General features: G+C 67.2%; 20 protein-coding genes, 2 tRNA genes and 1 pseudogene. 10 read left to right on the top strand and 13 right to left on the bottom strand.

Annotated features, from left to right (window positions below; translation table 11 throughout):
• Positions 1–281 precede the first annotated feature (281 nt).
• The 4 genes from IEZ13_RS19865 to IEZ13_RS19880 all read left to right on the top strand — a co-directional run bounded on the left by IEZ13_RS19865 (position 282) and on the right by IEZ13_RS19880 (position 2802).
• Entirely contained in the window at positions 282–770 is a 489-nt protein-coding gene (locus IEZ13_RS19865) for a hypothetical protein (RefSeq protein ID WP_183226431.1), read from the top strand.
• A gap of 182 nt (positions 771–952) precedes the next feature.
• Positions 953–1495 carry a DUF2716 domain-containing protein gene (locus IEZ13_RS19870; RefSeq protein WP_183226432.1) on the top strand — a complete coding sequence of 181 codons (543 nt, stop codon included), beginning with the start codon at positions 953–955 and terminating at the stop codon, positions 1493–1495.
• Positions 1496–1838: 343 nt separating this feature from the next.
• Positions 1839–2168 (top strand): hypothetical protein, encoded by a 330-nt coding sequence (locus IEZ13_RS19875; protein ID WP_183226433.1) that lies wholly within the window; start codon positions 1839–1841, stop codon positions 2166–2168.
• A gap of 88 nt (positions 2169–2256) precedes the next feature.
• Positions 2257–2802 (top strand): dihydrofolate reductase family protein, encoded by a 546-nt coding sequence (locus IEZ13_RS19880; RefSeq protein ID WP_183226434.1) that lies wholly within the window; start codon positions 2257–2259, stop codon positions 2800–2802.
• A 44-nt stretch (positions 2803–2846) separates the two neighbouring features.
• Here IEZ13_RS19880 and IEZ13_RS19885 read toward each other — a convergent pair.
• The 6 genes and pseudogenes from IEZ13_RS19885 to IEZ13_RS19910 form a co-directional block, all read right to left on the bottom strand.
• Positions 2847–4162 (bottom strand): annotated as a pseudogene (locus IEZ13_RS19885) (ISL3 family transposase).
• A 404-nt stretch (positions 4163–4566) separates the two neighbouring features.
• Positions 4567–5679 (bottom strand): ISAs1 family transposase, encoded by a 1113-nt coding sequence (locus IEZ13_RS19890; protein WP_183226436.1) that lies wholly within the window; start codon positions 5677–5679, stop codon positions 4567–4569.
• A gap of 252 nt (positions 5680–5931) precedes the next feature.
• Positions 5932–6303, bottom strand: coding sequence for a hypothetical protein (locus tag IEZ13_RS19895; RefSeq protein ID WP_183226437.1), 372 nt, complete (start codon positions 6301–6303; stop codon positions 5932–5934).
• Positions 6304–6691: 388 nt separating this feature from the next.
• Entirely contained in the window at positions 6692–6865 is a 174-nt protein-coding gene (locus IEZ13_RS19900) for a VOC family protein (RefSeq protein ID WP_183226438.1), read from the bottom strand.
• 614 nt (positions 6866–7479) lie between these two features.
• Positions 7480–8247 carry a hypothetical protein gene (locus IEZ13_RS19905; RefSeq protein WP_229794806.1) on the bottom strand — a complete coding sequence of 256 codons (768 nt, stop codon included), beginning with the start codon at positions 8245–8247 and terminating at the stop codon, positions 7480–7482.
• Positions 8248–8380: 133 nt separating this feature from the next.
• A complete protein-coding gene (locus IEZ13_RS19910; RefSeq protein WP_183226439.1) occupies positions 8381–8713 on the bottom strand; it encodes a hypothetical protein in 333 nt (110 codons plus the stop codon).
• Between the two features lie 496 nt (positions 8714–9209).
• On the opposite strand from IEZ13_RS19910, the gene IEZ13_RS19915 reads away from it, so the two are divergent.
• Complete coding sequence (locus IEZ13_RS19915; protein WP_183226440.1) at positions 9210–10496, top strand: outer membrane protein assembly factor BamB family protein; 1287 nt, start codon at positions 9210–9212, stop codon at positions 10494–10496.
• A 776-nt stretch (positions 10497–11272) separates the two neighbouring features.
• Complete coding sequence (locus tag IEZ13_RS19920; protein ID WP_229794807.1) at positions 11273–12688, top strand: tyrosine-type recombinase/integrase; 1416 nt, start codon at positions 11273–11275, stop codon at positions 12686–12688.
• A gap of 102 nt (positions 12689–12790) precedes the next feature.
• On the opposite strand, the gene IEZ13_RS19925 is transcribed toward IEZ13_RS19920, so the two are convergent.
• Positions 12791–12863 (bottom strand) — tRNA-Arg (locus tag IEZ13_RS19925).
• A gap of 40 nt (positions 12864–12903) precedes the next feature.
• Positions 12904–12994 (bottom strand) — tRNA-Ser (locus IEZ13_RS19930).
• 577 nt (positions 12995–13571) lie between these two features.
• Here IEZ13_RS19930 and IEZ13_RS19935 point away from each other — a divergent pair.
• Complete coding sequence (locus IEZ13_RS19935; protein ID WP_183226441.1) at positions 13572–14696, top strand: hypothetical protein; 1125 nt, start codon at positions 13572–13574, stop codon at positions 14694–14696.
• Here IEZ13_RS19935 and IEZ13_RS19940 read toward each other — a convergent pair.
• Complete coding sequence (locus IEZ13_RS19940) at positions 14645–15427, bottom strand: CPBP family intramembrane glutamic endopeptidase (protein WP_183226442.1); 783 nt, start codon at positions 15425–15427, stop codon at positions 14645–14647. The two genes, IEZ13_RS19935 and IEZ13_RS19940, sit on opposite strands and share 52 nt — an antisense overlap.
• Before the next feature lie 118 nt (positions 15428–15545).
• Here IEZ13_RS19940 and IEZ13_RS19945 point away from each other — a divergent pair, with 118 nt between their 5' ends.
• The gene (locus IEZ13_RS19945) at positions 15546–16655 is read left to right on the top strand and encodes a globin domain-containing protein (RefSeq protein ID WP_183226443.1); all 1110 of its coding nucleotides are present in this window, start codon (positions 15546–15548) and stop codon (positions 16653–16655) included.
• Here the strand turns inward: IEZ13_RS19945 and IEZ13_RS19950 are convergent.
• A complete protein-coding gene (locus IEZ13_RS19950) occupies positions 16652–18181 on the bottom strand; it encodes a peptide deformylase (protein WP_183226444.1) in 1530 nt (509 codons plus the stop codon). The two genes, IEZ13_RS19945 and IEZ13_RS19950, sit on opposite strands and share 4 nt — an antisense overlap.
• Positions 18182–18565: 384 nt before the next feature.
• On the opposite strand from IEZ13_RS19950, the gene IEZ13_RS19955 reads away from it, so the two are divergent.
• The gene (locus IEZ13_RS19955) at positions 18566–19288 is read left to right on the top strand and encodes an IucA/IucC family C-terminal-domain containing protein (protein WP_183226545.1); all 723 of its coding nucleotides are present in this window, start codon (positions 18566–18568) and stop codon (positions 19286–19288) included.
• Between the two features lie 94 nt (positions 19289–19382).
• On the opposite strand, the gene IEZ13_RS19960 is transcribed toward IEZ13_RS19955, so the two are convergent.
• The gene (locus tag IEZ13_RS19960; RefSeq protein WP_183226445.1) at positions 19383–20435 is read right to left on the bottom strand and encodes a calcium-binding protein; all 1053 of its coding nucleotides are present in this window, start codon (positions 20433–20435) and stop codon (positions 19383–19385) included.
• A 111-nt stretch (positions 20436–20546) separates the two neighbouring features.
• Entirely contained in the window at positions 20547–22523 is a 1977-nt protein-coding gene (locus IEZ13_RS19965; protein ID WP_183226446.1) for a DUF6311 domain-containing protein, read from the bottom strand.
• Positions 22524–22791: 268 nt separating this feature from the next.
• Between IEZ13_RS19965 and IEZ13_RS19970 the strand changes: the two genes are divergently transcribed.
• Positions 22792–23505: a class I SAM-dependent methyltransferase gene (locus IEZ13_RS19970; protein ID WP_183226447.1), complete on the top strand. Its 714-nt coding sequence runs from the start codon at positions 22792–22794 to the stop codon at positions 23503–23505.
• A gap of 54 nt (positions 23506–23559) precedes the next feature.
• On the opposite strand, the gene IEZ13_RS19975 is transcribed toward IEZ13_RS19970, so the two are convergent.
• Positions 23560–24093, bottom strand: a complete 534-nt coding sequence (locus IEZ13_RS19975; protein ID WP_183226448.1) for a YbhB/YbcL family Raf kinase inhibitor-like protein — start codon at positions 24091–24093, stop codon at positions 23560–23562.
• Positions 24094–24269 lie beyond the last annotated feature (176 nt).

The following is a 24269-nucleotide window of genomic DNA, read 5'->3' on the forward strand; positions in this document are numbered from 1 at the left end:
CGTCACGGTCATCAGTGTCTCCTTGATCAGGAGTTACACCGTTATTCGTACAGTCCCCAGCTTTCCCGTTGTGGGGTGCGCCTGCCAGAGACTGCGAAGGCGGTATCGGGTTGAAGTCGATAGAATGGCATCGCGCGGTTAAACGGTATCTGCTTCCACGGCTAGGAGACGGCTGGCGGGCTCACGGAGCGCTCCTCTACCCGGTCCCGTTCGAATGGCTGTGGTGCGGCTTGGTGATGAGTACGAGGCCAGGATCGCAGAACTTCCAAGTAAGCGGTGTTGTGCAACTGCTGGCCGTTCCGTTCCCCGCCTTCGATGCGACCTGTTCGGTGAATCTTCAGCATGCGGGTGGCTGCGAGTCATGGGAGCTGCCGGAGGACCTGGACGAGGCTGGGCCGGTCATGGATAAGGTTTACCAGCGGATCGTTGACGTGGCGACGCCCTTCTTCGCCGAACACGGCACCATGGCGGGATTCACCTCTTTCATGCAGAAGGAGGTTCGGAACAGCCCGGCTAACCTGCGCTTCCACGAGAAGTTGTTCTACGCACATCTGCTGAACGATGACGTGCCCGCCGCTCTGAACACTGCTGAGACGATCGCTGCGTACATCACCGGGCGGGACGATCCGAGCCCGTGGGTCCTCGAACTATCGGATCATGCGGCCAGGGCAACCGCGGCCGTGGCAAGCGACAGGGAGCTAGTGCTGAGGGCCATACGGGAGAACGTCGAGCACACGCGCACCAAGCTGCGACTGCGCGACGACCGATGACGGGGCATATCGGCGTACAAGTCAGTTGAATAGGCGGGCACCCGAGGTGCGCGATATTGTTCGCGATCTCGAGGACTGCTGGGCAGGTGAAGCCTTCTCGGGCTGCATCAGCGCTGGAGCGTCGACTGTCGTCCGTACGGCGGCAAATGAGTGCCTCGCTCATAGGCCAAGTCGGATCCCGGATGATCGAAGCGTGCCGAGATGCGACGATCTGTCGCGTGAACGGGCCGGGGTGGGACAACGCTGCGTGGCAGCAGATCCGAAACTATGAGCAGTTCTGGGCGCCGTTCGATGAGCGTTTCCACTTCCGGCCGGGGATGGCGCCCTCCACATGGCCGGCAATCAAGGAGCCAGCCGGATCGGTGACGTTCGACCTCGGTGCTGTCTGCGAACGCGCTGGTGACTTCTCTGCCGACGAGGACGCGCTGAACGAACAGGTTCTCGCCGCCATGACTGCTGTCTTCCCTGCTGATCTTCCTCTTGTCGCTCTGGACTGGCAGCACACGTCCTACTGGTTCTGGCCTCATCGACAGGCCGTCGAAGGGCAGTCGTGGCGTATTTCTGCTTTCCCCAACGGCGACTACCACGCGTTCCTTACCCAGGATCTCGAACAGGGGACCTTCGCCCACCCCTGGGAGCAAACGATCTGCGTGTTCGGCGGCGATCTGACCGAGGCGCTCGTCCCAGAACTCGCCGTGTGGCTGCCTGTGAAGCGCAGGAACTGACCGTCTGCCACGCGAGCCGTTGCCGAGACCGGCGCAGCCCGCGATGGCACCGACGTCCACCTCGCAACCGAGCGCACTACGCGGCAAGAGAGTGAGCTCCGGAGACCGTTCGGGCGACGGGCAGCGGTGTCGGCGGATTGCCCGCTCGCGCGCCGGGTCAAGCAGATGGGAAAGTGCGCTTCGCTTACGCTGTGCACCCGGGCAGTCAGGGGTAAGCCGGTCCCCGAATCCGCTGGCCCGGCGCGCTCGATCTATGGCAGAAACGGTCGCCCAAGTTGCCGCCGCATCGATCCTGGACGCTGAGGTGACATGCTTCTCTCCCTCGATCCATCTGGAGGGATGCATGTCCGACGAATGGCTGGACAACGCCGAGGTGTTGGTCCTGCAGCCCCTTGAAGACTCGCCACTGCCGCTGTGGGAACTTCGCTGGCACGAGGTGACGACGGTGCAGCAACTCGCTGACATTCTCGCGCCCGGTTTGATCTCGCTGGCGACACGAGGGTTCGTCGAAGTGCGCCGGTTCCACAATTGGCCCGCGCAGTGGGATGAAGGCCTCCCGCTGACCGGCGACGACCTTGCGCGGGAGAGCACCCGCGCTGCAGTCTGGTCCGACAGCCCAGAGGGCGTCGTGCTGGCCGCTCACATCACCGAGGCCGGCCGCAGGCTTTTATAGTTCAGCAGCCGCGCGCTCTGCGGCAGATCCGGATGCCTGCACGGCCAGCGGACGGAGTTCGTCTGATCGTCATGCTTCAATCGCCGCTATGAGCGCATCAGCCGGGCAGATCAGTTTGCGGCTTGCCATGAGCCTTGACGGCTACATCGCTGACGACGACGGCGGTTACGAGTGGATAGTCCCGGTCCCGAGCCCCACGCTCGACACCGAACACCAGCTTCCGTTCGATGATTTCCTCGCCGATGTCGACATCGTCGTGATGGGTCGTCACTGCTTCGACCAGAAACAACACCGCGACTACGTGGCCCTGGGCAAGAAGGTCATAGTCGCCACCTCGGCACCCAAGCTCATCGCAACACCGGAGGAAGGAGTCGACTTCGTCGGTCGCGACGTGGTGGAGGTGGTGAAGGCCTACCGGGGTCAGGGGCAGCACTGTTTCATCTTCGGCGGTGGTGTCCTGGTGCAGTCCTTCCTCGCAGCCAACGCCGTCGACATGCTGACCGTGGGCATCGTCCCGGTGCTACTCGGAAGCGGCCGGCCGCTCTTCCTCGGCGGATACCCGCCACTCGACCTGAGCCTGGTGAACTACGCCGTCCAGGACGGCAAGGCCCGATTGATCTACCGACGTCGCTGAGCGGCACCCTGGCGAAGCCGTCATCCATTATCGGCTCCTCGAAGTTAAGCGGGGTTGAGGTGTCCGCGGTGGCGGCGGGTAGTGGCGGTGCGGGTCCGTAGCCGTTGGTTCTCCGGATTCCGAAATCCGTAGGCGTCGCGGGCGACGGTTTTGATGACGCGGTTGGTTCCTTCGGAGCCGGCGTTGGTGATGCCGGTGTGCAGGAAGGCGAGGATTTCCGGCCACCAGGTCTCGATCGTGGTGGCGAGGCGGTGGAGTTCGGGCAGGTCAGTGGCGGCGCAGCGGGCGTAGAAGCGGTGCAGCAGCCGGGCGGTGGTTTCCCGATCCGGGCGGGAGCGGGCCAGCGCGAGCAGGTCGAGCAGGTCCTCTTTCGCGTTCCAGGCGGCCAGGATCGGTGTGCCGATCTTTGTCGGCAGGTTCTCGAGAGTGTCGGCGAGGCGGTCGACGTGCTCGGCGCGCATCCGGGCGGCTGACCTGGTCAGCCGGTTGCGTTGCTGCCATTCTGGATCGCTGGCCCGGCCGCGCCGGCCACGGTGTGTGACGGTCATGCGGCGGCGGACCTCGGTGACGGCCCGGTTGGCCAGCTGCACGACGTGGAAGTGGTCCACGACCAGCAGCGCCTGCGGCAGCGCCTCGCGGACGGCGGCCTTGAACACGGTGCACATGTCGATCGCGACGGCTTGGACCTGCTCGCGCCAGGCGGCGGGACGAGCAGTGAGCCAGTCGGTCACTGCCCTGCTGGTGCGGCCTTCGACTTGGGCGAGTAGCCCTTGCCCGCCGCCGAGATCGCAGAATCCGACGTGCCAGCGGTCGACGAGTGTGGTCCACGACGCGGTGGCCTCGTCGAAACTCCAGTGGGGTCTGCCCCGGCGGACCTCGTCGATGCCCAGCACCGTCACCGGCTCGGGTTCGGCCGGCAACACCGTCGTAGCGTGTACGGTGAACGCGGCAGCGACGATCGGCCAGGACAGGGCAAGGTCACGGCTGTCTGCACGATCGTGCGGTTACCGTCGGCGACCGCTGCACCGGCGGCTTGGCGCAGCCGGACGGTGATCCGGGCCCGTGCCGGGACCTGCGGTACCTGCTCGGTGAACGACTTGCGTGGGCATCCGGGCTGGTCGCAGTGCCAGCGTCGTTTGCGCCACCGGAGCCGAGTTGTCCGTCCGGCCATCGGTAGATCTCGCGGCCGAGTAGTGGTCCACTGCTTCACCCGTACGGCCCGGAACCCGCACTGCGGGCAGCATCGTGCCTGCTCATCACCGGTGGACAGGTGGACGACGGGAGAACCGTCCGGGTGCAGCTCGACCCGATCGGCCACCAGGCCGTCCAGGCCCAGCAACCGGGTCGTATCGTTGACCATGCTCGCAGCTCTATCCGATCTAGACACTCAGATGATCACTGATGAGCTGCGAGCCCTCACGCCTGGGCCGAACTTTGCCGCGAACCCCGCTCAACTTCGAAGAGCCCCATTATCTCGACGTCAGCCAACGTCCGCTCCTCGGCAGGACAACGCTTCTGACGGTCCGGAGGCCGGTCACCGAGCGTCACAGCCTGCGAGTCGCCCTCGCGCTCGGCGGCATGTGAGTTTGCCGCCTCATTGACCAGCAACTTTGGATGGCTTGAGCTTATCGCAGCGTGGTCAAATGCAGGTATGTCGGTCACTGACTCGCACCTGGAACTCATTAGGCGCTGGCTTCGCGGCGAGATAGTGAACGGCTACGTAGGCGTGCGGTTGCAGGGCGGACCAGGGCCCCGGCAAAGTCGTCAGGTGATTCCGAGCAGGGCGAGTGGGCGGGTGCTGTCGCGGGCGTGATGGCGGTTGGCGACGGCGATGTTGGTGACGCCGGCGGGGCGTAAGGCGCCGATCGCGGCGTTGCGTAGAGCGGCCATGACCTGTTGTCCGGTTCCGGTGCGGATCTGCGAGCGGTCTTCGTCGTAGGTGACGTCCCGTACCCAGTGGATCTTGTTCTCGATGGACCAGTGTCCGCGGATCCACGCGGCCAGCTGGGCCGGTTTGGCTTGGTGGACGTGCAGGTCGGTGATGGCGTAGACGGTCTCGGTGGTGAAGCGTTTCGGCTCGTCGGGGCGTCGGCGGCGGCGTCGGATCTGCAGGGCCTGGGCGGCGTGCGGGAAGTCGATGCCGGTGGAGACGGTCAGGATCATCAGGGTGCGGATCTCGCGGCGGCCGTGTCCGCGGTCGTCGTCACGGGTGGCGTCCGGGACCGTTTTCCAGGGCAGGCGGGTGAGCTGTCTGTGCAGGTGGGGCTGGTTGCCTTTGACGGTCAGGATCCAGTGGGCGCCGCGTTCGGCGAGGTAGGTGACGTGTTCGCGTTGGCAGTGCATGGCGTCGGCGGTGATCACGGTGTCGGGCAGGTCGCTGATCTGGTCGAGCAGGGGTGCGAACCGGGTGATTTCATTGGTCTTGCCGTCGACGTCGGTGCTGGCCAGGACCACGCCGGCAGCCTGGTCGCAGGCGGCCATCACGTGATCGGCAGCCGTGTCGGCGGTGCGGGAGCCGCGCAGGGCCTTGCCGTCGACCGCGATCGCCCGCCGACCGGCGGGGATGTCCGCCCGGGTCTGGCCGGCGAGCCACGCGCCGATCACCATGGTCAGCAGATCCGGGTCCAGGGCCTGCAGCAGCCGGCGGATCATCGCTTCGGACGGGCGTCGATCAGCGGCGATGCCCAGGGCCTGGACCGTCGCGTCTGGCACATCGGCCACCCATTCCGCGATCGCGGTGTACGAACGGTATCCGGCCACCACGGCGCACACCGCCGTGGTCACCACCACGCTGTGCTGGTGCCGGATACCCCGCCGTGCCCGCGGATCACGCATCGCGGCCAGTACAGCGGGCAACCCGGCAGCGGTTTCCGGCACGTTCAGAGCCGGCGCATCGAACAAGGACGAGATCAGCGATGATGGCAGTGCGGGCATGACTCACTTCGGATAGATCATCGTGGCGTAGGAACCTTGATGATCTTCCGAACCGGTCATGCCCGTCTTGCTGCCGCCAACCAAGGTGCTTCTACCTTGGTCCACCCAAGTCGGACATCGTCATGACTTTGCCGGGGCCCTGCCGTTCAGGTGACCTTGCGGCACTACGGGCTCCCGAGCGTGGGATGGGAGGAATCAGCAATACGCATAGTCTGCGCTGATGTCTTCCTCGATCCGAATATTGTCCCCCGAAATCCAGCCCTTAAGACTAGTGCCATCCCGTCGCACATACCACCAGGTATTGTTGTAGTCATTAACCACGTAGCAGCGGAGCCAAACCCTGTCGTAGCCGTAGACTTTGCCGACATTCGCGCAATCCGCGTAGTAAGCGTCCTTGAGATTCCAGGTGCCCGACTTAACGATCGCGGATCCGTCGCCGTTCGTGCTCGGGACATAACTAAAGCCGCACGCGGCGAATGCCGGCTGGGCCGTGGCGACGCCGAGTCCAGCAGTGAGCAATGTCGCAGCAATCCCTGCGCGCAATGCTCGGGCAATAGAAAAACGCATCCTATGACTCCGTCCCTGCGGGGCCAAATACCCCACAAATAGTCTTTCGTTTCGAGCGCCGCGTGAGTGCCGTGACGACCGGTGGCCGCATGTCCACCACCCTGCTGCAGCGTTGCCGCCGTGGTGAGCGGGTGGCCGGAGCGACGGTAGCGCAGCCCACCGTGGCGTGGTCAACTAGCGGCCTGATCGGCCATACATTTCCGCATTTTTCGGGCTACCGGAGACCTCACCCGATCCGCAGACGGCGAACCCGGACTAGCCAGGACATATCTAAATGATGTTCTCAAACCGTAGGTCATCTAGCCGGAAAGTCACCCACGTCCGGAGACTCCTCTATCATGCATGTCCATGACACTCGACATTCCAGGCGGCCGAGCCAGGCCCCCACTCAGTCGTTTATCGGCTTCCGCTTGTCGAGCAACTCCGGGAATACCGTCTGGAGCACGCAGAACTCGTTATCCCATGGGTCGCGCATAACCCAGAAGTCGAAGCCGCGTGTTTGCTGGCGATCCCAACGTTTGGCCCCAAGCGACTCAAAATCGACGAACCTCGGCTTCGACATCTTCGGACTCAAGGTCGAGATGAATGCGTTCCTCAGCGGTGTTCTGAACTCCGCGTCCCCCCGCAAGAAGCCCGGGAAGGCATGGGACAGTGATGAGGCACGTCGATTCCCTGAAGCAGCGAGGGCCGGCGCTGCCGCCGGCGTTGCCGGTCAAGGCCGACGCTGTATCAGCACCTGATCGCCACGACCACCCAGGGCCCCGGCGAAGTCATGACGATGTCGGACTTGGGTGGGTCAAGGTAGAAGCGCCAGGAGGAGACACGGGTGTAGTCATCTCGACATCCTCCACCCGTTCCTCGACGTCCTGCCCCCAGCAGTGCCGGGTTGACGATGCCCGGGCAACCGGTAACGCTCCATAGCTCCGAGTGGATCGCGTCAGCAGCAAACGTTAGCCCTGCCATGGCGCAGGGTCGCGGGAAAATCTGAGGTGTCAGCCGAAACGGGACTCAACAGTATTGGCAGCACAGCACGTCCGACTCTCGGCACGAGCGCGCACCGGGCCGTAGCGGACCGTACGCAGCGTGACGGTCGCACCGAGCGCCGCACACGATCGGCGGCAAATGAGATGCATGCTGCTACGGCATGGTGCCATGAAGTTCATGGCCCAGCGAGGTTTAGCTTCGGATCAGCCCTCGTCGTTCAGGAACCCAGTCCACCGATGTGGCTGTCGACGGGTCAGTGAATACGAGGACGGACTCGTCACGGCGAGTGAACACCAGTGATCCCTGCATCGACTCGCGCAGTTCACCCGCCATCAACAGCAGAGGCCGGCCCTGAATTTGCAGAACCACCTCGGCCAAGACTCCATCGTCGAGAAACGCCGAGACGTCGTCAATAATGCCGGTGGGCAACTCCGGGAGCGCCCGCGTGCGATAGATGCCGTCCGTCTCATCCTCCCAGTTCGAAGACTGGTCGGTAGCTGCTCGGCGCAGCCAAAGGCCGCATGCCGTGTCACTCTCGTAGGTACCGACGGTCACGAAGCCCCCGTCGTCGAACAAGGCAACAAGGGGATCCAGTTGCAGACATGGCACGACAGGATCGTCGAACTGCGGAACGCCACCAGGCCCTTCCTCGCGCAGCGCCATCTCAACGCCTGCCCAGGACTTGATCTGTTGACCGCGCAGCTGCGCGAACTCCCGAACTCGTTCCGCCGTCCAACCAAGCTGCGTCATGTGCCCCAGTATCTCCAAGAGGATCTCCACCGGCCGGTTCAGGTCATGCCTCCGCAGCACAGACCAAATCGAAGGCGAGCCATTGGGCGTGACTGTCGGCTGGGGTACCAACGGGCATGAGCGGCGGCAAGCATCCGTATGTTCGACCAAGGTGAACGTGAGGGTTTCCAGAGCAGTGCGCTGGAGTTTTAGCTCGGTTCCGTCGCCCACGCATCTGCGTGGTGACGTTCCTCGATCTCCTCGGAGCAGGGCGGCAGATCCACCTGCTTGACGAGCCGACCCGCCGTTACGGTGCGTAGCGCTCGGATCGCGGCAGGTAAGTAAGTTCTGCCGCTGCAGTCGTTCATTCCTGGGGTGCATGCCCTGCTAGAACGCGACAGCGTCGCTCCTCGTAGTCGGAGGCTGTGATGACACCCAGGCCATACAGGCCGGCGTCATTGCAGCTGTAACCGAACCCGAAGCTTTGGACCGTGTCCTCCAACCCCACCCACGTCACTTGGACATGCTGCGGTGCCGGCTCCCAAATGACTCCGGGATGTCCGTGCCAGAGACGGTCGCACACGGGCTCTGGATCGCCCATACCCACCATCAAATCGTCGGTGGTCGTCTCGCCGAGATACTCGACGAAGAGCCCTTTCGACAACCTGCCAATGCTCAGAACATCCGGCGTACTCACTCCGGCAGCCTAAACCAGCGGTCCAGCCATGCACGCGACCGGCCGCAACGGCGATGGCGTCCATGAGTGCCCGGGCTGCGGCAGCAGAGTACGGGTACGCACAAATCAGCCCGGGATCCGGTGCGCCTATTCAGGATGCCGTTCGTACATCACGCGTATGACCGCCCCGTGAGTCGTCTCGTACTGATACCAGATCGGCCTATGGCCTCGGGCGCCCCGGGCGCCTGTTGTCGGGACTGGCGAATGTCGCATGCCGCCCGTCGAGCCGATTAGCGATTTCCACCGTTCTGCTCGACGTCGCGGACAGGCCCGGGTATCGGACCTGGAACGGCTGCGGCAGGGCCCGACGAGCACGTCGGGTAATGCGATGCTCGGCGCATTTGTACCGCACCAGCGAGGTCGCCGGCCTCGGCGCCGCCACCTCGTCGCCGGTCAGACCTTCCAGGCGCGTTAAGGTCCTCCCTTCACGGGAGGACAACTACACATGTTGCGAAGGTTGACCGCGGCCGTGGCGGCCGCCGGTTTCACACTGTCTCTTACCGCTTGCAGCCTCGGCGCGAAAGGCAGCAGCTTCGATTGGGATGAGACGGTGCATACCGCGTCCGGTACGGTCGTCGCCGTGTCCGTACCGCCTGGCACGGTCATCGATAATTTCCCGGCGCCGCCGCTGGCCGTCGACGACACCCTTCGGGTCACCGTGTTCGAACACAAGGTGGTCGCCCAGCCGATCGACGCCCCGCTGGACGCCGCTGCCCATTGGTCGTACGAGCGTGCCGGTGATCCCGCCGTCTCCGACGTGCGAGTGGTCGAGCTGGACGGACGCAAGCTCGTGGTGGCCGGCTGGGACGACGGCGGCCTGGTGGCTCTGGAGGCGCTGACCGGGAAGATCGTGTGGCACGCGGAGTTCGAGCCGCAGGGCGAGGGCGTCATCACCGGCAGGTTCAACGCGTCGAGCGTCAGCGGCTACTACTCCGGCGCCGGATTCACGACCGCCGGTTCGACGCTGCTGGTCGGCTGGGCCTGGCAACTGGCCGGCTACGACCTCGCGACCGGCAGGAAACTGTGGCAGACCGAGCAGGCCGGCTGCGACCGCGACGCCAACTGGAACCCGATGGGCGCCTTCGTCGTGGTCGACGCGGGCTGCGAGACCTCCCCCGACATCCACGTCAAGGTGCTGGACGCGCGCACCGGCGCCATCACCAGTGAGCTCCACCCCACATCCTGGCCGCAAACCCCCGGCAGCACAGGTCCCGACAGCGTGGCGGTGCACGGCTGCGCGGCGGACGGCTCGGACTGCCTGCTCCTCGAACACCACAATTCCGACGGCAACGACTACAAGGCGCGCTTCTACGCGATGAATGACAGCGGCAAGCTGGTCGCCACCGGTGTCGGGGTCGACTACCGCGGCTACGCCCACGTCCAGGGTGGCGGCGAGATGCTCATCGTCGATCAGCCATCCGACAAGACCCGTTGGAAGGTGACCGGGGAAACCCGCGAGACGGGCTACCAGTTCGGTGCCTTCAACCATCGGGAACTGCGCCCCGAGGATAAATCGATCTGGGTCAGTTCCCCCTCCTGGTACGGCGGCGACCGCCTCCTCGCTAAGCTCGACGCCAAGACCGGCCGAGTCCTCTCGTGCGCCGACGTCCCCACCGGTAAGACCGTCACCTACTTGCAGTCGCTGGACGACACCCACCTGATCACGGCCACCTACGTCGAGGACCCCCAATCCTCCGACCACGCCTACGCCCTCTACCTCCCCAAGAAACGCTCATCCTGCTAGCCGAGCTGGGGGCCTTCTCGCACTCTCGACAGCCCCGCAGCCCCCGCACCTGGGCGTCGCCGGCGCCGGACGTCGCGCCCGAGGTGGGGTGCCGTTCTCGATACGGGGCCGACAACATCGGATCGATCGCATAGACCCGGTAGCCCGCCGCGCGCAGCGCCTAGACCCAAGTGCCGCGATCGGTCTCGATACCGATCCCACCTGCCCGGACGCCTCCATCGGGTCCAGGTCGGTCCAGGACGCCGGCAGGCGCTCGGCGATCAGCGCGTGTAGCCGGGTGATGCCTTCCAGCCGCTCGGCCAGCTGTGGGCGGGCCAGCCGCCGTCCGACGGCGGGGTAGGCGGTCGTCGCCACGGAGGCCGGCTTCACCGGTTTCCCGTCGGCTGGCCGCGCCGAGCCCAGGCACGGACGCTGGTCGCACCTGCCCGGCTGACGCTTCGAGCCGGTCACGGTTTGTTCGAGCCGCTGTGCCCGTGGTTGTACGGAACCCACATCTCGCGTCGCGGTCAGCTCAGGAAATGATTCAAGACCGTTTAGGCGGGCGGCTACAGTTGGCGTCCGAAGTCCGAGCGCACGAATCAGGGACTCAATTCAGAGCGCATGAAAAACATTCTTCGCCGGCCATTACCGAGTGCACTCTCATCGGCAATTGAGTGAGGCGTCTTCCGTAGGCTCGGCTGGCTGTCGGAACCCGTCAGGTCCCTCCCTCGGGGGAATCCTCTTGGGGGCCGCAGGTATCACGCTCGATACAACGAGCGCGACGGCGGAGGATAGCCATGGCCAGCACGAACAAGACCTTCAAACGATGCGGATGCCGCAACCAGCAGGGCAAACGGCTGGAGCAGAACTGCCCGCGGCTGCCCGAGCGCGGCCACGGAACATGGTATTTTCAGTGCTTCGCGCCGGACCTGTTCGGCCGCTCCGAGCGGATCCGCCGAGGTGGGTTCGTCTCCCAGGCCGCGGCCCGGGCCGCGCGTGAGGAGTGCCTGGCCGACAGCGCAGCTCGACGATGCGGTGACGGCTGGACCGTCGAACGCTGGCTGCGGCACTGGCTCGACACCCGCACCCGAATCCGGCCGACGACCCGGCTGCACTACACCCGTGACGTCGAGCTCGTCCTCATTCCCCGGCTCGGCCACTACCGGCTCTCCGAGCTCGACGGGCCACTGCTGCGCGCCGTGTTCGCCGAGATCGCCCAGACCACCAACGCCAAGGGCAACCCCCAGTCGCCGTCCGCGCTCAACCACCTGCGCACCACCCTGCGCGCAGCGCTGAACCTGGCCGTCCGCGAGGACCTGATCGGCAGCAACCCCGCCCGGCACATCGAGATCGCCGGCTACCGGCGCCCACACGCCCAGGTCTGGACCGACGGCCGCGTCGAGCAGTGGCAACTCACCGGCGAACACCCGGCGGTCGCCGTGTGGACCGCCGCGCAGCTCGCCACGTTCCTGGAAGCCACCGTCGAGGACTCGCTGTTCGCGTTCTGGTGGCTCGCCGCCCTGCGCGGGCTGCGCCGCGGCGAGATCTGCGGCCTCAAATGGGCGGCCGTCGACCTCGACCGCGGGCTGCTGTTCGTCGAACGCCAGCGCACCACGGCCGGCTACACCGTCGTCGAAGGCGAACCCAAGACCGCCGCCGGCCGCCGGGCCGTCGCCCTGGACAAGCACACCGTCGCGATCCTGCGCGCGCACCGCAGCCGGCAGTTCGCCCACCGCGACAAGCGGCACGACAACGGCCAGGTGTGGATCGACTCCGGCTATGTCTTCACCCGCAAGGACGGCGAACCGATCAATCCGAGCTACGCCACCACCCGCTTCCGGAAACTCACCGAACGCGCCGGGCTACCCCCGGTCCGGCTCCACGACCTCCGCCACGGGGCCGCCTCCCTCGCACATGAAGCCGGCGCGGACCTGAAGACCCTGCAGGATCTACTCGGGCACTCCAGCATCGTGGTCACCGCCGACACCTACACCAGCGTGCTACCCGACAGCCAGCGCCGCTGCGCGGACGCGACCGCCGCGCTCGTCCTCGCTGCGGCCCGGCACACCCGCAAACGCATCAAGGAAAAGGCCGCGAAGAACCGGCCCACGGGGCGCGCCGAAAAAGAAGCACCTTCGGAGAAACGACCCACCGGCAAGAAGCGAAGCCGCAGGTCACGCAGCCGCCGCAACCCCCTCCGCTACGGAAAGTGACGACACCCATGTGCCACCCACACGCCACCCAACCTCCACAAAGGCCGGACAACGAGAAAGACCCGAACCGCGTAACCGCAGCTCAGGCCTCTGTCGATCTTGTGCGCCCGAAGGGACTCGAACCCCTAACCTTCTGATCCGTAGTCAGATGCTCTATCCATTGAGCTACGGGCGCTCTCTCAGTGCTCAGTCAGCCTACAACACCGACTTTTGCGCGGAGACTCCGGGATTCGAACCCGGGAGGGGCTTTAAAACCCCAACCGCATTAGCAGTGCGGCGCCATAGACCAGACTAGGCGAAGTCTCCCCGGTGACCCGGGGGCCACCGAGGCTTGACAATACCGGACCCGCTCAGCGCCGCACAAAGAGGTTGCCATCTGGCACGCCAAGGATCTTCGCGAGCGGCTACGAACAGGCGAAACGTCGCGGATGAGGCTAGGCTTCGTGCGATGGAGGAGAACACGCGCCGGGAGGCTCCGCGGGCTCGGGGTCCGCGCAGCCCGTTCAGCACGCCCGAGCAGAAGCCCTCCGGCGAGGAGCCGGAAGCGGCGCCCTCGCGCCGCGGAGCACCGCCGGCGGTCACCTTCCAACCCCCGCCATCCGGCTTGAGTGCCGAAGGTCACTCTTCCGGGGGCGGAGCCCGCCCGGTTCCTCCGCAGCCGGCGCGCACCGCCGAACCGTCCGCGGCCGAGCCCACGCCGGAGACCCCGCAATCTGCGGCATCGGGTCCGGCCGCAGCCCGCACGCCCGCCAAACGAGCGGCGGCGAAGAAGGCCACCCCCGCGAAGAAGGCAGCACCGCCACGAAAGGCCGCTCCCACCGGAGAGCCCGCGCCTCCGGCTAGGCGAGCGAAGAAGGCAGAGAAGGCGGCCCCGGCGCGCGGGGTGAGCCCGGTAGCGAAGGACGCATCCGAGCAGATCCCGCCACCCGGGGACAACCCGGCCGGGAGGAACGCACCTTCGGCAGAGGCGGCCGCGCCTGCGAAAAAGGCGCCGGCCAAGCAGACGGCCGCAAAGAAGACGGCTGCCAAGCGAGCCGCGGCCAAGGCGGTGCCGCCCGTCGAGTTGACCGTTCGGACGCCGGCCAAGCGCCCGGCATCCCGGCCGGTGCAACCCACCCTGCCGCCTCGAGAGGCGGACACCGCGGCGCGGAATGCGGTCCCCACCTCGGCGGGGAGCGAGCCGCTCGTCACCGAAACGGCGCCGGCCGAAGGCAACGCGGCCAAACCAACCGCGACCGAAACAGCACCGACCCAAGACAACGCGGCCAAACCAACCGCGACCGAAACGGCGCCGACCGAAGACGACACGGCCGAACCGACCGCGGGCGGAGCATCGCCGACCTTGCGCGGAGCGGGCGAATCGACCGCCCCTGAGCCGGGCGCAAGCGAACCCACCAGCGGCAAGCCGGCCGATCTTTCCGGCCCTGGAGCGGTCGCACCGGCCACGGAAGAACCGACGGGCGACGCGGGGGAAGGGCTGGGCTCGCTCACCGAGGAGTTGCTGGCCGACCCGGCCCGCACCCCGGAGATCCTCGCCCACACGGCGGTCCAGCACATCGGGCCCCGAGCCCGGTCCTGGGCAGCGCAGACGCGCGCGTCCTATCCGACGGCCACGACGGAGGCGATCGCCCGCCTGGCCGTTCAGCGGTTCACCCGCTCGGCGGGAATTCGGGGCGGCCTGGGTGCCCTGGCTGGCCCGTACGCCCCGATCGCTCTTGTCGCGACGACCGTGATCACGCACGCGGAGCTGGTGTTGCACCTGGCCGCGGTCTACGGCCTGGATCCCGCGGATCCGCGCCGCGCCGACGATCTGCTGGCGCTGGCGGCCCCGGGGAAGGGCCCGATCGCGCTCTGGGCCGCGCTGAAGCTGGTCCGCCTGCCGGGCGTGAGCCTGCTCACCGCCGTGCTGGGCGCCCGTGCCACGACCGAGATGGTGGCGGTGCGGGCGCGCCGGTTCTATGCGGAGTATTCGAGCCAGGACAGCCAGGAGTCGGGCAGCAGTTCGTAGCCGACGAACGCGGTGATGTCGAGGAGGCTGTGCGCCACGATGAGCGGCATCACGCGTTTCGTCCGCAGGTAGAACAGCGCGAAGATCACGCCCATCACGGCGTTGCCGAGGAAGGCGCCGAAGCCCTGGTAGAGGTGGTAGGAGCCGCGCAGTACGGCGGACGCGGCGATGATCCACGCTGGTGACAGGGAGAGCGCCCGGAGCCGGGTGATCAAGTAGCCGACGACGATGACCTCTTCGAGGACGGCGTTCTGCAAGGCGGCGAGGACCAGTACGGGCACCGACCACCAGTACGGCTGGAGCCCGGATGGCACGATCTGCGCGTTGACGCCGAGTTGCAGGGCGCCGTACACGAGAAGGAGGCCGGGCAGCCCGATGCCGGCGGCAAGTCCGGCGCCCCAGCCGAGGTCGTAGGCCGGCCGCCGGTAGTCGATGCCGAGCTCCCGGGCCGCCGCGCCGAAGGAGCGGGCGAGCAGGAACAGCGCCAGGGCGACCGGGATCAGCGCGAAGAAGATGCCGAGCAGCTGGTACGTCAGGTCCAGGTAGGGCCGTGGCGACACCGAGGCGTTGAGTGTGGCGGTCTGCTGGGCCAGCGGCCGGTCGGCGGTGAGTTTCGCGGTCAGCGACACCACGGAGTAGACGGCCGACTGCCCGAGCGACAGCAGTAACACGATGGCGATCTCGGTCCCGTAGCGCGGACGGGTGGTCAGCTGCTGTTCTTCCACGGTCACCCGCCAACTCTAGGCCAGGCACAAATTGGCCCAATTCGGCAAGCGACGCGCCGCGGAGGGTGGTGAGTCGCACTTCTCGTGCGTCGTGTTCCCGACTGCGCTGACCACCCTGAATGGCATGGGAGACCTCGCAAGCTTGCTCAAGGAGAGCTGGAGCCTGGTCGAGGAACATCAGGACAAGGTCGCCGGCTATTTCTACGCGCGCATCTTCCTGAGGTACCCGGACCTGCGCGATCTGTTCCCGGTGCAGATGGATGTGCAGCGGGCCCGTCTGCTCGGGGCGATCGTGACCGCGGTGCAGACGCTGGAGGATCCGGAGCGGTTCGACGAGTACCTGCGAGCGCTGGGCCGGGACCACCGCAAGTTCCACGTGGAACCCGAGCACTACGAGGTGGTGGGCGGCGCCTTGATCGAGTCGATGCGGGCGTTCGCCGGCGAGGACTGGAGCATCGAGTACGACCAGGCCTGGGCCGACGCGTACGCGGTGATCGCCTCGAAGATGCTGGCTGGCGCCGACGCTGACCCGAACCCCCCGTACTGGTACGGCGAGGTGGTGGCGCACGAGCGCCGGTCCCGCGACATCGCGGTGTTCACCGTGCTGCCGTTGCAGCCGCTGGAGTACCGGGCCGGCCAGTACCTGAGCCTCGAATGCCCGCGCTACCAGCCACGGCTGTGGCGCACCTACTCACCCGCGAACGCGCCACGCCGGGACAACACGCTGGATTTCCACGTCCGCGCGGTGGGCGCCGGCTGGGTGTCCAGCGCGCTGGTCCGGCGGCTGCAGGTGGGCGACATGGTGAAGCTGGCCGCGCCGATGGGCTCGATGACGCTGGACCGCAGGTCGACCCGGGACGCCGTCTTCGTGGCCGGCGGCACCGGGCTCGCCCCGATCAAGTCGCTGCTCGAGGAGCTCACCCGGTACAACCGGACCCGCTGGGTGCACGTCTTCTTCGGCGCGCAGACCCGGGAGGACCTGTACGACCTGGCCGACCTGAACCGGCTGGCCGCCCGCTACCCGTGGCTGTCGGTGGTGACCGCGTGCAGCGACGACCCGACCTTCCCCGGCGAGCAGGGCTACATCTCGGACGTGGTGGCGAAGTACGGCCCGTGGAAGGAGCACGACTTCTTCGTCTCCGGTTCGGGACGGATGGTGAAGGCCACCTTGAAGCGCCTCGCCGAGCTACAGGTGCCCTCTGTCCGGATAAAGTACGACAGTTTTAGCGACTAGTAGTCCCAAGGACGGCCGGTCTGCTGGTACTGGGCGACCGGCACGAGCTTGGCGTCGGCCTTCATCCGGTCCACGTAGAGCCGGCCCTCCAGGTGGTCGATCTCGTGGCTGATCAGCCGGGCCAGGGCCCGCTCGAAAGTGGTGACCACCCGGGTCCCGTCGAACCGGGCGTGCTCCACGTCGATCCGCAGCGGGCGCGGCACCAGGCCCCGGTAGTCGAAGAACGACAGGCAGCCTTCGTACTGCTCGTCGGTCTCGCCGGACTCGCCGACGACCCGGGGGTTGAGCAGGACGACCGGTTCGGTGTCGCGCTCCGGCGGCCGGACGACGGCGGCCGCCACCGGAACCCCGATCTGGGGCGCGGCGAGACCCACGCCCTTGCTGAACTCGTGCAGATCCTCGAGCCGCCCGAGCGAGGTCAGCAGCCGGGTGACCGCGGTCCGGGCGGCCGCCCCCTCGCGGGGCAGCTGGAAGTGGCGGGCCCGCTGCCGGAGCAGGTCGGATCCGCGCTGGATGATGCCGATGCCACGCATCCGGTGCGAGGCTCGGGGCAGGGCCGGCTCGGGCGGGCCGGTCTCCTCGTAGAGCGGGGCGTCGGCGCCGCGGAACCGCCATTCCAGCCGGTACCGGGCGTTGAGCAGGGGCGCGTCGGTTGACCACTCGAAAATGGCGCGACCTCCCTCGGTGCGGCGTTCCAACGGGGTGCGGACGGGCACCTCGGCGGCGAGGGACGCCTCCACACCCCAGACCTGGGGTTCGAAGCTCTCCGGGAAGTTCAGCCGGACGGTCAGCGACCGGGTCGGCAGGCGGACGGCGCGCTGGAACCACTGGCCCCACTTCTCTTCGCCGACCGTGTACGCGTACTCGATGGTGGTCCGTTCGCCGGGATAGAGCGGGAACTGGCCGCGCGAGTTCGCGAACATGAGCCAGATCTCCTTGGACGCGTCCCGGTCCAGCTTGACCCGCCACAGCATGGGCTCGGCCGCCTCGCCCTCACCGGCGAACGCCCGCACGTCCATCTCGTCGAAGGTGAGCGGGTTCTCCCTGTGGTGGCGGTTGGAGCCGGCCGGGTCGTGCGGGTAGCGGTCCACGGAGATCTTCGCGAGGTACCGGGTGACCGGTTCGACGCCGGCGTTGTAGAGGGAGCGCCGCACCCGGCAGCGGTAGGCGCCGTCGGTGTAGACCAGGTCGGCGATCTCGCGTTCGACGATGAGCCCGGTGCCCGGCGGCAGCCACTGGACCGGCACGGGCGGGTCGCGGTGCAGGCCGGCGTTGCGGGCGTTGCGCAACTCGTCGTACTCCTGGAAACGCTGCCAGATGACGCCGCCGGCACCGAGGACGGCCTCGGCCCGGCGGGCGAAGTCCTCGGTGGGTTTGTGGCGGCGGCCCTCGACGTGGCTGACGTAGGAGGGATCGAAGCCCATGCGCGCGGCCAGCTGCTTCTTGGTCATCCCGCGCTCGACCCGCCACTGCGCAAGGGCTGAGACGAACTTGTCTGCGGCCCTTTCGATGGGCGAGGTGGTCATCACGGATGTCCCCTTCGCGACGGCACGTTCAGTGTCGCCGGGACCGCGTGTCTGCAAGGAGCTAGTAGCGTTTTGCCGACAGATACCTTGACGAACCCGGCAACGCCGCCACGCTACGTAAAGTAATCATGGCTGAGGGTATTCGCCCGAAAGATCCCCGGGTCAGTGTGGTTAGGCTACCCTTAACCGGGTACCGTGGGTCTCTCGCGAGCCCCCGTCGCTCCACAAGAGCCGGCTCGCCCCCTTCTGCAAGATCATCCGCGAGGAGAGTGCGGTGCCTCAGCGACGAGTGCCGCGGGACGGCCGCCCGTGACCAGCCCCACGCTCGAACTCAGGCAGATCCGGCCACCACTGCTGGCGCCGGTCAACGCGACGCTGCGCGCCATGTTCGGCACCAGCACCGAGGTCCCCGGACTGGCGCCCGACCTGGTGGTGCGCGACCTGGCCGGCTGGACGCCGACCGCGCGCCTGGCCGACGTACACCTGGACACCCTGCTCGACGCGGCCCGCCGTCGCTGGAACGCGCAGGCGCACGCCGCCGCCGCGCTCGCCTGGAAGGCCTACACCTACTGGCTCGCCCTCCCGGCCGTCCTCGGCTGGGCCTCGGCGCGCCGGGTGCCGCTGCTCACCTCCACCGACGCGGTCATGCACTTCGACGACCCGCGCCCGCTGGTCACACTCGGCATGCGCCCGGACATCCCGGTCGCGGTCCTGCCGCACGACCCGCTGGCCCTCTCCGGCCTGCCGCAGGTCAAGGTCGTCGCCGACGAGGACGCACTGCTCGCCGAATTCCGCCACGCCCTCCTCGAACAGCATCTGGAACCGCTGCTCGACGCCATCCACGGCCGGGTCCGCCTGGGCCGGCGCCCGCTGCTCGGCTCGCTCGCCTCCGGCATCGCCCACGGCGTCCTGCGCTCCGCCGACACCGTCCCCGGCTCCTCCGCCGCGACCATCGACCGGCTGCTCGGCGCGCTCGGCATCCGCGACCTGATCGATCTCGAGTCCGGCCCGAACGGCCGGCTCGACGTCCGCCGCAAGACCTGCTGCCTGGCCTTCACCCTGCCGCAGCCCAAGGTCTGCTCGGGCTGCTGCATCAAAACCATTTAGCGGTACGGGCTACGCCTACCGCCGTGGGCAGACGGCAAGGCCGTAGAACACCGGCCAGTGCCGCCCGCGCCGGGCGTAGATCGGTGGTCACCCTTCAGCTCTCGCAGGCGACCTTGACGTCTCCGCCGTAGGCCAGGCACTGATCGCCGGCCGCATCATCATTCGCGCCGCCGTCCAGCCGGTCCGCCGCCGCCGTCCTGTACTCGTAACCGTCGAGACGGTCGTTCCCGGCGCCGCCGTACAGGCTGTCGCGTCCGGCGTCACCGACCATGAAGTCCGCACCACCGTTGCCGATGATGACGTCGTCGCCCTCGGCACCGTAAAGATTGTCGGCCCGCTCGGTGCCGTAGAGGCGGTCATTGCCGTACCCGCCCTGGATCTCCTCGATGTCGGCGCCGATCGTGTCGTGCTCACCACGCACGCCGTCGTCGCCTTGGACACCGTCGGCGTCGGCCGTCACCGGGCGATTCTGCGCACCGAAACTGACCGCATCACGGCCACTACCGCCGAGATAGATGTCGGCGTCCGCTGCTCCGGTCACCAGCGGCGGGCCGGCTAGGAACAGGTCATTCCCGGGCCCGCCGTACTCCCGGTCGTTCCCGTCACCACTGGTGAAGGTGTCGCCGCCGTCCCCGCCGGAGATCACGTCGTCACCGTAAGACCCGATCAGCGAATCGCCGCCGTCTCCGCCCCAGATCCGGTCGTCGCCCAGATAGCCGTCGAGCTTGTCGTCGCCAGCATTCCCGTAGATCCGGTCCGCACCGGTGTCGCCGTCGATGATGTCCCGCCGTGGTCCGCCGACCAGCAGGTCCCGGCCGCTTCCACCGTCGATGCTCGTCGGCAGCCCCGACCGGTTCACCACGGAGTCGTTTCGGTCGTAGGTCTGGATCCACACCCGAGCCTCGGACGGCGTCCGGCAGCGAACCTTGGTCTTGTCGCCCCCGACCTGCTTACAGCCCTTCCCGGGGATGATTGCCACCCGGTCGTCGATCGTGACCGAGGTGCCCGACCCGGTCACAACGACCTTGTTCTCCTGACCCCACCGGGCGTGGTAGGTGACCCGGTAGCCATGGGTGACCTTGACGGCTCCCTGGGCGGCCGCCTGCGCGGGTGTGGCGACCATCCCGACGGAGACGGTGGTCAGCAATACAACACCGAAGCCGGCAAGCCGGATATGACGAGGCACGCGGTCCCTCCAGGGCCATCGACGACGCCAAGATCATAGAACGGCATCGTTCCGACGTACGGCCCCGGCGGGTCAGTAGGGCTCGCCGCCGGTGAGGACGGTGTCCGGGTCGTCGACCAGCTCGCGGACGTCCCAGACCCAGGCGCCGCCGATCCACGTCGGACGGAAGCCCAGCAGGTCGGACATGGTGCGCAGGAGTTCGATGTCGTGGCTCTGCGGGGTCAGCACCACCACGCCGGCCCGCCAGAAGCGGAGGTCGGCGAGGGTCATCTCGCGCCGCTCGTCGGTGATCTCCGGGATCGGGTTGCCCTGCTTGATCGAGGCGACCAGGCCGCTGGTCGGGCGCCACGGCGGCGAGAACATCGCGGTCCGGTCGCTCGGGTCCTGCGGGTTCTGGTTCGGCAGCAGCGCGTACGCCCCGGCGATCCGCAGGTCCTGGCCGGTGGTGGCGGTCCAGCGCAGCGGGTCCGGGTAGCTGCTGTCCGGCAGCGGCAGGGTGACCATGGTGTGCCGGTCGTCGACGTAGTCGCGCCAGGCGCCGGTGGTGACGAACTCGGGCACCGGATCCATCTGCACCGTGGCCATCGGCCGGGGGATCAGCGGCACCAGCGCCATCGCCACCGCGGTGATCATCGCGACCCGGACCGGCCCGCGCGAGGCCGGCTGGCTGCGCATCATGTCGGCGGCCCGCTGGACGCCGAGCGCCAGCACGATGCCGACGATCGGCGCGATCGCCATCGCCCAGCGGGTCGGCACCGCGGAGTCCAGCACCGGGATCCGGTGCAGCAGCGCCCAGATGCCGGGGATGCCGGTGTCCACGCCGTTGAGCACGATGCGCGGGCCGAGCGACATGGCCGCGAAGAGGATCGCGATCCCGCCGAGGGTCAGCACCGCCCGGGAGCGGCGCAGCCAGACGAGCAGGCCGAGGAAGAGGACGATCAGGCCCCAGCCGAAGAAGGCATTCTCCTCCGCCGCGTTCTGCGTGAGGCGCGACGCGATGGCCGTTTCGCCGGCCATCGAGTGCCGGGAGTAGGCGGCGAACGAGGCCAGGTCGGCCCCGAAGTTCCGGACGAACTCGGCCAGGCCCTGGTAGCTCTGCGGGCCGAAGAACTGGACGCTGAGCGGGTAGGCGAGCACCGCGAGGGTGACCGCCGCGGTGACCCCGAGCGCCCGCACGAACGGCAGGAAGTCGCCCCGGTGTGCGCGCCGCCGGACCACCGCCATGACCGCGCAGAACAGGCCGAGGCCGACCGCGGTCATGAAGAGGATCTCGAGGTTGATGAACGCCTGCCAGATCAGCAGGCCGGCCAGGATCAGCCCGTTGCGCAGCGCACGGCCGCGAACCCGGAGCTCCAGCGTCCGCCAGATGATCAGCGGGACGAGGAACTGGGAGACGATGTTCGGGTGGCCGCCGGCGTGCGACACCATGCTCGGCGCGAAGGTGCAGAAGAGCGCGCCCACCCAGGCGGCCAGCCGGGAGGTGACGAACCGGCGGGAGAGCACGAGATACCACGACGCGCCGGTAAATGCCAATGCACCGGTGAGAAATACGTTGAACGCCACATGGGGACCGAACAGAAGAGTGATCGGCGTCAGTGGCAACGAAACGGCCAACACCGAGGTGTTGGCCATCATGTTCACCCCGTCGGGGTAATTCATGCGGTCCGAGAAGAACGGATAGACGCCATCCGTGAGCACTCGGGCACCGTGCGCCAGCATCCACTCGAAGAAAGCTTGATCCTGCGGATCATCACGCAGTTCATGATCAAGATTGAGCCACAACGGCAGAGTCAGCATGACCGCGAAGACGACGAAAGTGCCGACGGCCACGACGTCACGCCACGTGAGCAGGCGCCGCCACCGCAGGCGTATGACCTGCTCATCCACGGCTTCCCGGGCGGCGGACGTGGTCGCGCGAGTGACCACCGTGCCACTTGAACCGAGGGCTATCAGCTCCGCGTCCAGGTCGTCGTCGGCGGCCACTCGGCCTCGCGACAGATCGTTCTCGGCGGTCGACTGGCCTGTCGAGTCAAAACCCGTAATCGTCATAGCATCGGCGAGCCTAACCGAGGTTTCCAAGAAGCCAGCGGTGTGCGCCCCAGGCGTGATAGAGCCGATATGTACGCGTGTTTTCCGCGTGTCCTTCCTGTGGACTTCCGGCGGGGGTAACCCATCCGAGTGCCCAGCTCACCTATGTCTCAATCAGGCCAAAAAATCAGTGGTGACCAGCACTCAACTTTCGGTTAGGCGCTTCAGATGGTTAACTTCGCTGGTCCCGCTGTCAGCTCAGATCCGGCAAGATGAGGGAACCTCACCTATGGCAGACATCACTGGAGACCAGCGGATCCAGTCCGAAGTGCTCGAAGGCCTCGCCATGGCGGTGAACCACCGCCGGTGGTTCGTCGAGCTCGCGCTCCCGTACCTGGGGGACAACCCCATCGAGATCGGCAGCGGCCTCGGTGACTACGCGATCGAGTGGGCGGAACACCTGCCGAAGTTCACCGCGACCGAGGCAGACCCCGACCGGCTCGTCCTGCTCAAGGAGCGGATGGCGGAGCACCCCAACATCGACGTGAAGCAGATGCTGCTTCCGGCACAGGACGCCGCCGCCGAGTACAGCGCGGCCGTCTCGTACAACGTGCTGGAGCACATCGAGGATCACGTCGGCGCGCTCAGCAGCATGAAGGAACTGGTCCGCCCCGGCGGCCGCGTGATCATCATCGTGCCGGCCTTCATGTTCGCGATGAGCCAGGTGGACATCGCCACCGGGCACATCCGCCGCTACACCAAGAAGACGCTGGGCGCCGCCTTCGTCGAGGCCGGCCTGGAGATCGAGAAGATCCACTACGCGAATGCGCTTGGTCTGCTCGGCTACTACACCGCCACCAGCATCTTCAAGCTGGCCCCCAAGGAGGGGCCGATGGTCAAGATCTACGACAGCCTGGTGCTGCCGGTGACCAAGGCCGCCGAGCGGATCGTCCGCCCGCCGTTCGGGCAGTCGGTCTTCTGCGTGGCCCGCTCTCCCCGCTGACCGGGTGGGCAACCGAGGCCGCCGGCGCTGCCGGCGGCCTCATCCGTAGGTGGCTCAGCCCCGCACCTGATACGTGGGGCGGACCGTGGCCCGGGCCAGGGTGTGGAAGGCCAGGTTGAAGCCGACGTAGGCGGGGGACGCGTCCGGCGTCACCTCGAGCCGGTCGACGTCGATCGCGTGCACCGCGAACACGTACCGGTGCGGGCGGTCGCCGGGCGGCGGCGCCGAACCGCCGTAGTCGCGGGAGCCGTAGTCGTTGCGCACGCAGAAGGCGCCGTCCGGCAGCGGATCCACACCGCGGTCCAGGGATGTGACCGTGACCGGCAGGTTCACCAGCACCCAGTGCCAGAACCCGCTCCCGGTCGGCGCGTCCGGGTCGAAGCAGGTGACCACGAAGCCACGTGTCTCGTCCGGGAAACCGGACCAGGTCAGCTGGGGCGACAGGTTCTTCCCGCCCACGCTGGTGTGCACGTAGAGCTCGTCGAGGGGCTGCCCGTCCGTCATGTCCGTGCTGGTCACCGTGAAGGACGGGACCGGTGGCAGGAGATCGTACGGGTCGGGCGCCAGGGCGCGGTCGTCAAGACTCATTGGTTGGCCTCCGGCGGCGTGGTGAGTAACTGATCAGGTTTTCCCACGATGGGCAGAGACTAACCGTTCGACGTGTCGGGCGCCTTTCGTCCGCATTGCCGCACGCCGTCACACGAACGGGTAAACGCACAGGTGGTGCGCATGCCTCGAGCCCTCGCAGGTCATGCTTCTGTCAG

It is taken from the genome of Actinoplanes campanulatus, from assembly GCF_014647795.1.
Classification (GTDB): domain Bacteria; phylum Actinomycetota; class Actinomycetes; order Mycobacteriales; family Micromonosporaceae; genus Actinoplanes; species Actinoplanes campanulatus.